At 53.7% G+C, this 13,763-nt stretch carries 7 protein-coding genes, 1 pseudogene and 1 other annotated feature; of the genes and pseudogenes, 5 read left to right on the top strand and 3 right to left on the bottom strand.

Annotation, left to right across the window (positions count from 1 at the left end; genetic code table 11):
- Positions 1-107 precede the first annotated feature (107 nt).
- The 5 genes and pseudogenes from ACN0VD_RS13655 to ACN0VD_RS13635 all read left to right on the top strand — a co-directional run bounded on the left by ACN0VD_RS13655 (position 108) and on the right by ACN0VD_RS13635 (position 6,748).
- Positions 108-1,685: a sulfatase-like hydrolase/transferase gene (locus ACN0VD_RS13655; RefSeq protein WP_417595177.1), complete on the top strand. Its 1,578-nt coding sequence runs from the start codon at positions 108-110 to the stop codon at positions 1,683-1,685.
- A gap of 26 nt (positions 1,686-1,711) precedes the next feature.
- Positions 1,712-3,961: a TonB-dependent receptor gene (locus ACN0VD_RS13650; protein WP_417595175.1), complete on the top strand. Its 2,250-nt coding sequence runs from the start codon at positions 1,712-1,714 to the stop codon at positions 3,959-3,961.
- Positions 3,962-3,984: 23 nt separating this feature from the next.
- The gene (locus tag ACN0VD_RS13645) at positions 3,985-4,557 is read left to right on the top strand and encodes an NADPH-dependent FMN reductase (RefSeq protein WP_417595173.1); all 573 of its coding nucleotides are present in this window, start codon (positions 3,985-3,987) and stop codon (positions 4,555-4,557) included.
- Positions 4,558-4,700: 143 nt separating this feature from the next.
- On the top strand, positions 4,701-5,087 hold the full coding sequence (locus ACN0VD_RS13640) for a MarR family winged helix-turn-helix transcriptional regulator (protein WP_417595301.1): 387 nt from the start codon (positions 4,701-4,703) through the stop codon (positions 5,085-5,087).
- Between the two features lie 442 nt (positions 5,088-5,529).
- Positions 5,530-6,748 (top strand): annotated as a pseudogene (locus ACN0VD_RS13635) (IS3 family transposase).
- Positions 5,810-5,926 (top strand) — a sequence feature (AL1L pseudoknot). (Overlaps the previous pseudogene by 117 nt.)
- A gap of 14 nt (positions 6,749-6,762) precedes the next feature.
- Here ACN0VD_RS13635 and ACN0VD_RS13630 read toward each other — a convergent pair.
- The 3 genes from ACN0VD_RS13630 to ACN0VD_RS13620 all read right to left on the bottom strand — a co-directional run bounded on the left by ACN0VD_RS13630 (position 6,763) and on the right by ACN0VD_RS13620 (position 13,450).
- Positions 6,763-8,988, bottom strand: a complete 2,226-nt coding sequence (locus tag ACN0VD_RS13630; protein WP_417595171.1) for a hypothetical protein — start codon at positions 8,986-8,988, stop codon at positions 6,763-6,765.
- A gap of 257 nt (positions 8,989-9,245) precedes the next feature.
- The gene (locus ACN0VD_RS13625) at positions 9,246-12,362 is read right to left on the bottom strand and encodes an efflux RND transporter permease subunit (RefSeq protein ID WP_417595169.1); all 3,117 of its coding nucleotides are present in this window, start codon (positions 12,360-12,362) and stop codon (positions 9,246-9,248) included.
- The gene (locus tag ACN0VD_RS13620; RefSeq protein ID WP_417595167.1) at positions 12,359-13,450 is read right to left on the bottom strand and encodes an efflux RND transporter periplasmic adaptor subunit; all 1,092 of its coding nucleotides are present in this window, start codon (positions 13,448-13,450) and stop codon (positions 12,359-12,361) included. The genes ACN0VD_RS13625 and ACN0VD_RS13620 overlap by 4 nt, the downstream gene beginning before the upstream one ends.
- Positions 13,451-13,763 lie beyond the last annotated feature (313 nt).

Genomic DNA, 13,763 nt, shown 5'->3' with positions numbered 1-13,763 from the left:
CTTTAGCCTTGGCTTCCTCGCGAAGTGCTATCGCTGGATCTGCGGACGCAATGGATCCGGCGGCCCAAAAGCCAAAATCGGCGAGCGGGCGACGGCCGAACATCCTTTTGATCGTCAATGATCAGGAGCGCGCGCTCGCCGACATTCCGTCTAAATTGCCTTTGCCTGGGCATGACTGGCTTCGGCGAAAGGGGGTTTCGTTTGACCGCTTCTACGTGAATACAACTCCGTGCGGGCCGTCTCGTTCGACCATCTATACCGGATTGCACACGCAGCATACCGGCGTTTATGCAAACCCCAATTCGCCACCTCACCCGCAACTCAGCACTGAAATTCCGACGATCGGTACGATGCTGCGGCGCGTGGGATATCGCACCGCCTATAAAGGTAAATGGCATGTATCCAATATCAACGAGGGGTTGCATTTTGGCGGTGTCGCAGGTGGTGTTTTCCCCAACACGGAGGACAGTCTCGAACCTTATGGCTTCTCCCACTATAATTTCGACGGTGAACGCGTCGGATTGACTTGGGACGGTTTTATGTCCGATGGCGCAACGGCTGCCGAAGCGGTCAACCAGTTGCGGGCCTATGTCGACGGCGATGATGCGGCCCCTTGGTTCATGGCGGTCAATTTCGTTAATCCGCACGACATTATGTTTTTTGACTCAACCGGGGTCGGCGAAGAAACGCGGGCACAGCCGAATCTAATCTCACCGCTCCTCGCTGAACCAGGTGATCCCATATATGATGACAATTGGGATTTCCCCCTTCCGCGCAGCTATTACCTTGATGATCTCTCGCGCAAGCCGTCGGCCCATATGGCAATTACGGCTAGTGGAGGGGGCTTTTACGGCCGGATGCGACACGAGGACGAAGCGGTCTGGAAGCGCAATCAAAATTACTATTTTAACTGTATACGCGATGTCGACAGGCACATGAAAACAGTGCTCGATGCGCTGGATGCGTCGGGTCAACTCGACAATACAATCATCCTGTTCACTGCCGATCATGGTGAAAGGGCCGGTGCTCACCGAATGCGCCAAAAAGGTGGCACAATTTATAAGGAAGATGTGGGCGTACCATTGATCGTCGTCCATCCCGATGTACCCGGGGGACAGACGAGGGCCGCGCTTGGAAGTGCTGTCGATCTCGTACCGACGATGCTATCGCTTGCGGGTGTGACCGAGGATGAGCGGCGCCAACATCATCCGCGGTTGGTAGGTCACGATCTTTCAGCGGCCATTTTTTCATCAAATGCGCGGACAGCTCGCGATCAAGCCGGCGTCCTTTATAATTTTGCGGTCCGCTATGGCTGGCGTGCCCCGAACGTACCGGACGGTGTGAAGGAAACCAAAGTTCTGCCGAAGCCCGATCTAATGCTTCGCCGTCTTCATCGCGGTGTTCATGATGGACGGTATAAATTTGCGCGATATTTCGCTCCTGCTCAACATCATATCCCGCAGAGATGGGATGACCTTGTCACCTATAATGATCTTGAGCTTTACGATACGCAGACTGACCCCGACGAGCTCAATAACCTCGCGTGGAAACCTGAAGCGCATAAAAAAATCATCATGAGTTTGAATGAGCAAACCAATGCTCTGATCAGCAATGAGATTGGTGTCGATAATGGGGCAGAATATCCGGGCCCAGCTTCGCAATATAACACATTAAAACTCATATAATTTACGCAATCTTGGGAGGGATAGTTATGAAATATTTGTTTTTTAGCAGCGCATTGGCAGTGGCAATCTCGTCGCCGGCAGTCGCACAAGACACTGTGCAGGACATGGGGACAGAAACTGCCGCGTCACGGAGTGATTCGGAAACGATCGTCGTAACCGCGACGCGGCGCGAGCAGACATTGCAGGAAGTGCCGATCTCAGTCGCGGTGATCGGTGGTGAGCAGATCGAAACGTCGGGCATTTTGTTGTTTGACGATCTTCAGGCATCCGTTCCGAACCTGCAGATAGACCGCACCAATGGTAATTTTGCGATCACGATGCGTGGTCTCGGTGCGGGGACAGGTAATCTTTCGTTTGATCAGTCGGTTGGCCTGTTCCTCGACGGCGTCTATCTTAGTCGCGCCCGGTCGTTCCAGAATCCGCTTCTCGATGTCGAACGGGTCGAAGTAGTCCGTGGTCCGCAGGGGGCTTTGTTTGGGAAAAACACCAATGCTGGAGCGATTAGCGTCATCACCCGCAAACCCACGCGCCATTTGGAGGGCTTTGCCCGCACAAGTGGTGAACTCGAACATGGTGGCTGGAATCTGGAAGGTGCCGTATCGGGACCCGTTTCGGATACTGTCAGCGTCCGTTTAACGGGGCGCATCGGGGCCATCGGCGATACCATGTATAACACCCTTGCGCAGCGCCATGAAAATGGATCACGTTATGAGGGTGTCCGCGGTCAATTGCTATGGGAACCATCCGACAATTTTAACGCGCTGGTCAAGGTCGAGCATGCGTCCAACCGTATGGACGGCGGCGCGCTTGTGTTCAATAATATTGGCGATGCCAGTTGCTTCTTATGCAACCAGGTTCGCAATTCCGGTACGAATACGCCTGAATATCCTTCCTTCAGTCGAGTCTCTAATACGGTCAATCCCGAATATGACAACACCCGGACGACATTAGCGCAATTGACGATGAACCTGACGCTCGGCGATTGGGCATTTACATCGGTCACTGCCTATCAAAAGCTCAATGCGGGGGTGAATTCCGATTACGATGGCCCGCTGACCTTTCTGGAATCCGACATTACCGAACAGTCAAATGCCGTGTTTCAAGAAGTGCGGGCCCAGCGTGACATTGGTGACGGCGGTTCGTTCATCGCGGGCCTGACCTACATTGATGCCGATCTTCATGTACAACAAGCTTCGCTGTTTGACGCGGCGAGCGCTGGACTCCCAATTCCGTTGAACGGACTGTCGAGGCGTCAGTTTGATCAAAGTGCAAAATCCTGGTCACCTTTCCTGTCGCTGGAGGTGCCGGTATCCGAACAGATCATGTTGAGCGGCAGTCTGCGCTATTCGAAAGAACGTCGTGTCGGGCGCGCTCGATCGCAGAATGTCGGTGTATTCCCTCCGACCTATCTTCCCTTTGATTTGACCGAGACGCGTCCTGAAAGCCTGTGGGATTATTCGATGCGAGCACGTTATGAATTCTCCAAATCTGCCTATGTCTATTTGAGCTACGCCACAGGAACCAAAGGCGGCGGTTTTGTCTCGAACGATGCCTTGTTGCTGGACAATATCAACAAAGGTATCGCGAAGTACCAATATGGTTCTGAGCGGGCTCGTTCGTGGGAGCTTGGCGGGAAATTCCGTTTCATGGATGGTCGTGGGCAGTTGAACGTGGCACTGTTCCACACCAACTTTAGTGATTTGCAGGTGTCCGAATATAATGGGACTGCTTTCATTACGGGGAATGCCGCGTCGGCTATTTCGCGAGGTGTAGAAGTTGACACCAACATAAAGATTGGTGATTTCTGGCGTGTTGGCGGCAGCCTGGGTTATGTTGATGCTCATTATAAGGATTATCCGGGCGGTGCCTGCCTTTACGACGCCCCAGCCACCTGTTCGCCGGTGACCAACAACTTGGCCGGAGAACGGCTGACACGGGCTCCTGAATGGTCGACGAGCGGATTTGTTGAAGCCAAATATCCAATATCATCTAGCCTTTATGCGCTCGGTCATGTGTCGGCGACGCAGCAATCCCGATCCTATTTTCAACCCGATTTGGATCCATTGAATTCACAGTCAGGCTTTGTAAAATTTGATGCGCGTCTGGCTGTCGGCCACCAAGATGGTAAATGGGAACTGGCGCTCATTGGACGCAATCTCGCCAATAAAGTCACAACCACTCAGGGTTTCAACACGCCGGTTTTTGGCGGCAATAGCCATTTTGCTCTGGTCGGGGCCCCGCGCACTGTGACCGTGCAAATGTCGATAAATTTTTGACGGCAAGAGCGGGATGGGGCGGGATGGAAAAGGTGCAGATTTTGTTGCTGGCCGGCGGAATTCGCAATGGCTCACTTAACGAAAAGCTGATTGGTTGTGCTGCCGGTGTCGTGAACGAGTTGGGGCTTGGCGCGACACGCCTGTCATTGTCAGATTATCGCTTGCCCCTATATGGTGTGGAGGATCTAAGGATCGATGATGTGCCAGAGGCGCTGGCGCTCAAATCGATGTTTATGCGGCACGATGCGGTCATCGTTGCAAGCCCCGAACATAATGGTTCGGTCACTGCGATGCTGAAGAATGCGATTGACTGGCTGTCCTGTCCCGGTCCGGGAGAGGCACCTCAGGCTTACAGCGCCTTTCGTCGCAAGGCATTTGGTATGTTGTCCGCATCATCCAGTCCTTTTGGTGGGCTGCGTGGTTTGTCTCAGCTCCGTCAAATTCTGACCATGGTCAACGCTTGGGTCGTTCCGGAACAGCTTAGCATTCCCCATGCCCATCGTGCATTTGATGCTGACGGCGAACTGGTAGACCCCAAATTACGGGATTTGCTTGTCCAGATAGGGCAATCGGTCGCCGCGGCGGCAGGGCCGTAGACAATAGTTGTCGCGGTAACGTGGTGATAATTGTTAACGGGCACCTATCCGAGCATAGTCAGGAGACAGTAATAATTGCATCCAATTTATGCGATTTAGCGCGCGATATTTTCCTGCTTTATTCAAAGTTGCGAGCAGTACGGATGCGGGAATATGGTATATCGAGTGGACAATGGGCCTTGCTGCGTCAGCTTTGGCGCGAGGATGGTATCAGCCAGAAAGAGCTCAGTTTCCGGTTGGCGCTCAGCGACGCAACAGTATCCGTTTCATTGCAAGCGATGGAGAAATCCTCATTAATTTATCGCTGTGTCAATCGCTTGAACCGGCATGAAAAACTCGTATTCATTGCACCAAAGGCCAAGCGTTTGGAACGGGCGCTGCTAACCATCGCCGCTGATATCCAAAGTCTAGCGACGGAGGGTTTCTCGGACAAAGAGATCGACATATTGCGCTCTCTTTTGCTGCGGTCTATCGCCAATTTGGCGACCGGGGAAAGGGACCTTCCTAGTGGCTGGCGTCCGATGATTTGAGATAGATGTGTCTTTTTCTATGTTGAGTGTTTGGCACCGTCTGTTTGCCTGATATCAGGCAGCGCTCCTGCTGTGGCGCAAACGCCGTTGCCTGGATGTCTGTTGTTTGATCACCGCGTGTGTCCCAAAATTGAAGTTGTTGGTCAGGAAATATTGTGGTCTCATCTTCGTTCCTTACGTCACTATGATGAAGCCAAAACACTCACATCCGGGATAACAAACACTGTCTGTCGAATGCTGACCGGGACAATTTTCCAGTAAAGGTCATGTAAGACTGATTACGATAAGATTTGTAATAATTTACTCTTTCCTTGTCTCAGTTGTTCGGTGCCCTCTAGGCTAAGAGTCGCAAAGAAACCAGTAAGTGAACTTTAGAAATCGAAGCGAACTGAACCGCCCCGGGATTGCCGGAGGCTCCAACTCTTGAGTAGAAGGAGCTATTATGAGCAAGACCACAAACAAGTTTTCACCGGAGGTTCGCGAACGGGGACCCGCATGGTGCTGGAGCACCGACAGGATTATCCATCGCGCTGGGCAGCGGTGGTGTCCATTTCTCAGAAGATCGGCTGCTCACCGCCGACACTGCATGAATGGGTCAAGCGGGCGGAAGTGGATAGCGGCACGCGCGCCGGTGTTCCCAGCGATGTTGCTGACAAGCTAAAAACACTGGAACGCGAGAACCGCGAACTGCGTCAGGCCAACGAGATTTTACGTAAGGCATCGGCTTGTTTTGCTCAGGCGGAGTTCGACCGCCCGTTCAAGCGATGATCACGTTTATCGACGATAACCGTGGATATTATGGGGGCGAGCCGATCTGCAAGTTGCTGCCGATCGCCCCGTCAACCTATTATAGTCATGTGGCCAAGCGGCAGGATCCATCACGCATGTCAGCCCGCGCGCAGCGCGACATAATGCTGAAGCCGGAGGTGGCCCGAGTGTTTGCCGAGAACTTCGGGGTATATGGCGTGCGCGAGGTCTGGCGGCAGATGATGCGTGAAGGCTATGATATTGCACGTTGCACGGTCGAACGGCTGATGCACGACATGGGCTTGGCAGGCGTGATACGAGGGAAGCCAGTGCGCACCACGGTCAATGATAAAGCAGCGCCTTGTCCGCTTGACCATGTGAACCGGCAGTTCCACTCGCCAGCGCCCAATATGCTGTGGGTGTCAGATTTTACCTATGTCGCAACCTGGGCTGGCTTTGTCTATGTCACCTTCGTGATCGATGTTTACGCCCGCTACATTGTTGGCTGGCGGGTGAGCCAAACCGCCCATGCCAGCTTTGTTCTCGATGCTTTGGAGCAGGCTTTACATGATCGCAGGCCCACGCATCGCGGCGGCCTGATCCATCACAGCGATCGCGGAAGTCAATATGTATCGATCAAATATACTGAACGCTTGGCCGAGGCAGGCATCGAACCATCGGTCGGCAGCGTCGGCGACAGCTATGACAACGCTTTGGCCGAAACAATCAATGGCCTTTACAAGGCAGAGGTAATCCACCGGTGCGGACCATGGCGGTCGTTAGAGGCCGTCGAATATGCCACACTGGAATGGGTAGACTGGTTCAACAATAAAAGGCTGCTGGAACCCATCGGCAATATCCCGCCCGTGGAAGCTGAGAAAAACTACTACGCGTGCTGGACGAAACCAACATGACCGCTTAACTTAAATCAAATGGCCTCCGGCAATCCCGGGGCGTTTCGCTCTTCAGTCGCCCATCCAACTACTGCTGGGTCTGAGTGCTCCAGCAAAGGCATGAGAAACTCAGCTCTCCTATCGAGAATGGCTGAAAGATTTCCAGACCATCCGCTCGGACTCAAGAGACCGCCGAAATTGTCAAGGAATGCAGCACGATCAGGAGCGCGTTCAATTGCCTCGACGAATGTGTCTGACAAACCTTTGTCGTCGCCATAACGCTCACCAGCGAAGAGATCGAGAGTACGGGATAGAATGGGATAACGCACCGCCGGATCAACGTCTGCCCAAGCCCATAAAACAGCGTCATCGACCTTCCCCAAGGGCCCCTGACCCGACATAGGCGAGTTGCCGAAGATCGGATGATCCACGTCTTCAATATTGGTGAGCAACAGCTCATCGAGCGTGACTGTTGGCTGAACCTCAAACAGAGCATCAATCACATGATCGAGTTGAAACGAGTAGACTGTTCTTTTGTCGATCAGGGCAAACATATGGCGACAAAGCTCTGCTGCACCGGCTTCACCCCGCGGACCAGCATAACAAGCCTTTTTGGTTTCTTGTGTGCGATACTCTCGCATGCCGCCGTCCCTGCCATAATCTGCCTGCATAAGCAGCTGGTTGCCGAGGTCGAACAACCGACTATCGGTTTCGACGCTATCTGACTTGTGGCAGAAAATTGCCATTTGCAGAATTTCGATCGCAGTGTCCGTGCCATGCTCGAGTGTGGCAATGTCGCGCAGCAAATCACACAAATCCGATTGTGGCGCTGAGGCGACATGCCCATTGGCCAGCGCATAAAGGTTGTGCGCTTCGAGCTTATGATCCCGGATGAGCTGCCTCAATCTACCAATGGCTGCGGAATCAATTCCGGCTACGCCTTGCAGATAGACGAAATGAGGCAGAATAGCGTGGTCTTCCATGCTTGCTTCCAAAAGCGTTGCCGCAAGCTCGCTATCATCCTTGGCAATTACCGAGATGAAGCCGCCCATGACGCTCGCATTCCTCCGGCCGACGGGCAATCCATCCAGGACCCGACGAAACTGATCCCATATCTCACTCCGGCCAGCTCCCGAATTGGCCAGCCCCCTGCCAAATTCAAACGCACCCGGCGCTTGTCTTTCGACCATGACCTCCGGAAGGAAACTGCTCAACACATCAGGGAGTGTCGCAAGCTCTTGCCCAAGTTCTTCTACTTTAACTTTGAGACGCTCCCAAGCGGCTGAAGGGCTATCTGTGCCGTCTTCTTCGGCGTCCACAAGACTGTACCCTGACCCGCGTGCCTCGATGACATATACTCTCGCCAAATTAAGCGGATCGGTAGGCCGAAGTCGCGCCTCAAGATTCAACACTCTCTGCTGAACAGCGGGACGCCATTCGGCTTGGTCAAATCTCATTGCACTTCCAACGGTCAGCCAAGCTTCGCTCCACTCACCGTCCTTGAGGAATTCGGCAACGGCGGCCTCAATAGAATCTAGACAAGCTTCGATGTCCAATATCCCGCGGAGAGCACCGCCGAGCATCCTTCGCATTGCGAGTCTTTGGGTAGGCTCAAGCCCGAGCTTGACCGCCAAATCAATTGCCTCGCTAAACCAACTCCAAATGTTGCTGTGAGTGGAGGGATGCCACCCGAAATCTCGAGGTCGCGCACCGAAGTCAAAGCTGGAAGTCGACGAGAACATTTGAGATTTCAGCAATGCGGCTACGGCAATCTCGCCGCAAGACTTTCCTTCGAAGTCTGTTCGCGCGAACATGCTCTCGACTAGCTGTCTACGCTGTGCAGGCGACGCTTGAGTTCCTGAAAGGTAGAGATGGAACAGCTCCTCGAACAGACCTTCGACCGAGTTTTGATTTTCGTTGGCGGCCTCGCTTGCAACGAGCTTTGCCAATGCGATTGCAGCTCGATCAAATAGCTGGGGATCGTAAGCTAACGATTTCAGGATTACTGCGATTTGCCAACGGCCAGCCCGGCGCGGGTCCAAAACGATTGGGCCGTCTGTGCCCGCAATGGCCTGCTCGATCTTAGACAAGACGGCTTCGGGCGCGACCGGTGCAATGTTTTTGAGTATTTGGAGAGCCTCGTCATCGCCGCAAAGCAAATCGCCGACGGGCCCACCCGTTTGAAGCCAACGGCCCACAGTTGCGACGGCATCCTGGCTGTCATGCAGATAGCCTAACCTTCGACTGATAGATTTCTGCAACCGGCGGTTGGAATTTTGACAAAACTGTCGAACGTAGCAGGCGGCATTCGCTCAAGAGCTTGCGCCACTATCCGCATTTAATCTGCAAACCGGCAAAGCAGACGTTGCGACTTGCGTTTCAGGAACTTCCGCTTCCGTCTAAGTTCCGGCTATTCATATTATCCTGCTCTAGAGTCAGCTGTTGGCGCAAAAGTAGACACACAAAACCCTATCCTTGTGCGCTTTCAAGCACTGCAAATTTTTCGATAACTAATAAGTCATAGCGCCTCAACCGCTTCTGCTCCTTCCCGCTGCTCTCTGAGTCGTCGGGTCACTGCCAGGGGACTTCCGGTTTTCCTGGCCAAAAGGTAATAGAAGGACGGAATGATCACCAGGGTCAGTAGGGTCGAAACACCGACACCCCAGACTATCACAACGCCTATCGCCTCGCGGCTCCCTGCCCCCGCTCCGGTTGCCAGCATCAACGGGATGGAACCTGCAATGGTGGCAATCGATGTCATTAGTACCGGACGGAAGCGGCGTTTGGCAGACTCAAGGATTGCCTTTTCGAATTCCAAGCCTTCATCGCGAAGTTGATTGGCAAATTCGACGATCAAAATGCCGTTTTTAGCCGCTAGGCCGACCAGCATGATCAACCCGATCTGACTGTAGAGATTGAGTGTGCCGCCCATCACCGTGAGGCCCAACAAGCCCCCGCTAACGGCCAACGGGACGCCGAGGATGATAATCAGTGGACTGACAAAACTTTCAAACTGCGCGGCGAGTACCAGATAGACGAGAATGATCGTAAATCCCAGAACGAGCCATATTGAACCGCCGGTTTGCCGCAATGCCCGGCTTTGCCCTTCATAGCCAATGGCGACAACTTCGGGAAGAGATGCTGCTTCTTCGTCCAGAAATGTCAGTGCTTCGCCAAGCGAATAGCCGTCAGCCACTGTGCCTTCGAGCGTTATCGCGCGCAGCTTATTAAAACGGTTGAGTTCGCCGGCCTCTGCCCGGTTGGTCAGCGTCACCAGTCCTGATAGAGGCACCAGCATATCCTCGCGCGCGCGGACATAAACATTCGACAGATCTTCGGCCGTGACCCGGTCCTCCGGTTCTGCCTGCATGATCACTTCATATTCCTCGCCTCGATCGACATAGGTTCCGGCATTGCGCGAACCCATCATCGTCTCAAGCGTTCGCCCGATTTCTTGAACAGAAACGCCCAGATCAGCCGCACGGACAGTGTCGACATTCACCACCACCTGCGGCCGGGTTTCCTTGTAATCGGATTCCAGTGTCGCAATGCCGGGATATTCATCGGCGGCCACAAACAGGGCGTCTCGGGCCCGGGTCAGTTCTTCATAAGTATCGCCCGCGATCACGAAACGAATTGCTTCCCCGCCGCGTCCGCCAATCGTGGAACCGCCCGATACAAATATTCTAGCCGCGGGATATTCGCTGAAACGCTTATTCAGTTCGGAGATGGTCTCTGCGGTGGTCATGGTCCGCTCGTCCCAGGGCTTTAGAAACATGATGATCCGTCCTTCGGAGAAATCGCCGGTAGGGCCGAAGGATGCTGGTGCGCGGAACAGCATCCGGCGCAGGGGCCCTTCCTCTTCGGTGAAGGGCATTGATATTTCTTCGACATCAAGCATAACTTTGACCAGCCTATCCCAGCCCGCGCCCTCGGATATCGAGGCATTACCAAACATGAAACCTGTATCTTCGGGCGGTGCGACTTCCGATTTGAGCGTGCTCAAACCGATGACAGACAACACAGCCGCCAATCCGAACGCCACTCCGCCGAGTAGCAACGGCCTGCGGATCCAACGCGACAATATGCTTTCATAGCCGCTGCTGGTGTCCTGAAACTTGGCATCGACATAGCGGCTCAATCGGGTTTCCCCGCCACCCTTTTTCAGAATTTTCGAGCACATGACCGGGATTAGTGTCAGGGCGACAAAGGTTGAAATCGAGACGGCAACAATCATCGTGATCGCAAGTTCGCGGAACAAGAGTCCCGTTTCTCCGGGCAGAAACATGACGGGCACGAACACCGCGATCACGACCGCGGTTGTTGCAATGACAGCGAAACCGACCTGCCGCGCCCCTTCAAAAGCGGAGACCAAGCGGCTTTCTCCGCGCTCGATTCGCGCATAGATATTTTCGAGCACCACAATGGCATCATCCACCACCAGACCGATGGCCATCACCAGAGCGAGCAATGTTAGCAAGTTGATCGACAGTCCAAGTAACCAGAGAACGAAGAAGGAGCCAATCAGCGAAATTGGAACCGTAACCGCTGGAATTATTGTGGCGCGTAGCGACCCCAGAAACAGGTAAATGACAGCGATCACGAGAAACGCGGCAAAGGCGAGAGTTTCCCAAACATTTTCAATCGCTTTTTGAATAAAAACACTGCTGTCATAGCTGACCGCGAGCTCAACGCCGTCCGGGAGGAGAGGACCAATCTCTTCGATGCGGTCCTTGATATCGTTCGCGACCTGGAGCTCGTTGGCGCCAGATTGCCTAATGATGCCAAGGCCGACACCGGGAAGACCGTTGGACCGGAAATGACTATAAACATTTTCCGGACCCAGTTCGACCCGTGCAACATCGCCAAGTCGCAACTGTGATCCATCAGCTCCGCGTCGAATAACCAGCGCTTTGAAATCATCGACATTTTCATAGGCTCTGGCGACACGGACGGTCAGATTGAGATCAGATGATTCAACACGGCCTGCCGGCAATTCAACATTTTCGCGGCGCAATGCGGTCTCAATATCATTGGGAGACAGACCGCGCGCGGCCATTAATTTGCGATCGAGCCAGATGCGAATGGCAGGTCGCGCGGCGCCGCCGCCTTGAACACGGGCAACCCCATCTATCGACGAAAATCGGTCAACCAGAACGCGATCGACATAATCAGCAAGCCAAAGTGAATCCCGGCCTTTTCCAGTGAGGTTGAGCCACATGATCGGACGAGCATCGGCGTCCACCTTGTTAATTTCGGGCGGGTCGGATTCTTCCGGCAGGTTATCAAGCGCGCCGGACACTCGATCACGGATATCGTTGGCCGCGGAGTCGACATCGCGGTCGGGCGCAAACTCAACCGTAATATCCGATCTGCCGTCACGCGAAGAGGAACGGATTTGTTCAATCCCCTCAATCCCTGCGATACGATCTTCGAGAATCTGGGTGATCCGCGATTCCACCACATTGGCCGCAGCTCCGGGATAATTGACGTCAACCGACACAATGGGCGGCTCGATGGCAGGATACTGTCGTACCGGTAGCTGCAGGAAGGCGACTATTCCGGCAAGTACCAGCACCAAGCTAAGAACGACCGCAAAAACGGGCCGTTTTACAGAAACATCAGACAGGATCATCGCGATGCACCAGTTGCTTTCGTAGTTGGGCCGGCCGATTTCTGTCGTTTCTGCTGACCCGGAACAACCGCATTGATTGGTGCGTCATCCCGAACCTTCACGGTCCCGTCGGCAACAATCTTGGTTCCCTTTCGGACGCCGCTTTTGACTTCAATCATACCGTCTGAACGCAGACCAGTCTTGATGGACGTTCGCCGGGCAATTCTTTCCTTGTCTACGACAAAGACAAAGTTCTCGTCTCCTTGCGCGATTAGCGCGGTTTCAGGGATTGCAAGACTGATGCGACTGTCCGAAACGATCTTTACGGTCAGCAACATACCCGGACGAAGCAAACGGCTGTTGTTCGGCAATATGGCGCGCACAGTTACGCTGCGCGAAAGCGGGTCCACCAGCGGGTCGATATTGTTAATCGTGCCGAAAAAGATTTGGTCGGGATAGGCGGTTGATATTGCTTCGATCACCTGGCCTTTTTCGATGGCGGTCAGATAAGCTTCGGGCACAGTAAAATCGAGCTTTATTGCGGAAATATCGCTGATCGTGGCAATCGGGCTACCGGAGGTTACCACCGTGCCTGGAGAAATGGTTCGCAGGCTGAGTACACCGTCAAAAGGTGCGCGGATGATCCGGTCTGAAATGCGTGAACGAATAGCATTGGCGTCGGCTATGGCTCCGTCGCGCAATGCGGTTTGCTGATCAACGGCGGCATTGGTCGCAAAGCCCCGTTTTTGCAGGGAGACCAAGCGTTCGAGTTGCTGGTTAGCCTCCCTCGCGCGGGCCTCTATAGCGCTGAGGTCAGCCGATTCTTCGCCACGTGACAATTGCGCGATCATCGCGCCGCGTTGTACAATATCGCCATCGGAAAAACCGAGCCGCTCAATTCGTTCGGTTACCGGAGAGGTTATAACGGTCTGTTCATTGGCAAAGGCGGTGCCAACAGCCTCGATATCGGTTGTAAACTCAGCCTGAGTAACGGTGCCGCCGACGACGGTTGGCGCATCACCCCGTTCGCTGCGCTCATCACCTCCACCGCTGCAGGCCGCTAGTCCGATTGAGATCAATCCGGCGAACCAGAATTTGCGCAAGCTCATATTGAGAAATCCATTGAAACTAATCCAAAATAATCAAATTTCCGCATTTATTTGCAAACTCCGAAAAACGTGACGCCAATCACGTCGTCCAGAATATCTGCAATTCGATATATCATAATGCATTCTCATCCTAGTCTATTAGAGTCTGTAGTTGAGATGCCGAACGTTAGCGGATTGCGTGCGCCTTCAGATCGTCCAAGCGACAAAGGTCGATGACATTATGGACGCTTGTGCGGCTGTTCCCCGTCAGCACCTGTGGCACAAATTTGATGTTGTAAGTTAAGGAGGATTTGGGTCTCGTCGTAGTGACGAA

The sequence above is a fragment of the Parasphingorhabdus sp. genome, assembly GCF_048267785.1.
Taxonomy (GTDB): domain Bacteria; phylum Pseudomonadota; class Alphaproteobacteria; order Sphingomonadales; family Sphingomonadaceae; genus Parasphingorhabdus.
Note: the sequence above shows the minus strand (reverse complement) of the source record. Positions and strands in the feature narration are given on the sequence as shown.

What these genes read in the sequence shown, in the direction of transcription:
- ACN0VD_RS13650 (WP_417595175.1), top strand. Translation starts at nt 1,712, where the DNA reads ATGAAATATTTGTTTTTTAGCAGCGCATTGGCAGTGGCAATCTCGTCG.
- ACN0VD_RS13645 (WP_417595173.1), top strand. Translation starts at nt 3,985, where the DNA reads ATGGAAAAGGTGCAGATTTTGTTGCTGGCCGGCGGAATTCGCAATGGC.
- ACN0VD_RS13640 (WP_417595301.1), top strand. Translation starts at nt 4,701, where the DNA reads ATGCGGGAATATGGTATATCGAGTGGACAATGGGCCTTGCTGCGTCAG.
- ACN0VD_RS13625 (WP_417595169.1), bottom strand. Translation starts at nt 12,362, where the DNA reads ATGATCCTGTCTGATGTTTCTGTAAAACGGCCCGTTTTTGCGGTCGTT.
- ACN0VD_RS13620 (WP_417595167.1), bottom strand. Translation starts at nt 13,450, where the DNA reads ATGAGCTTGCGCAAATTCTGGTTCGCCGGATTGATCTCAATCGGACTA.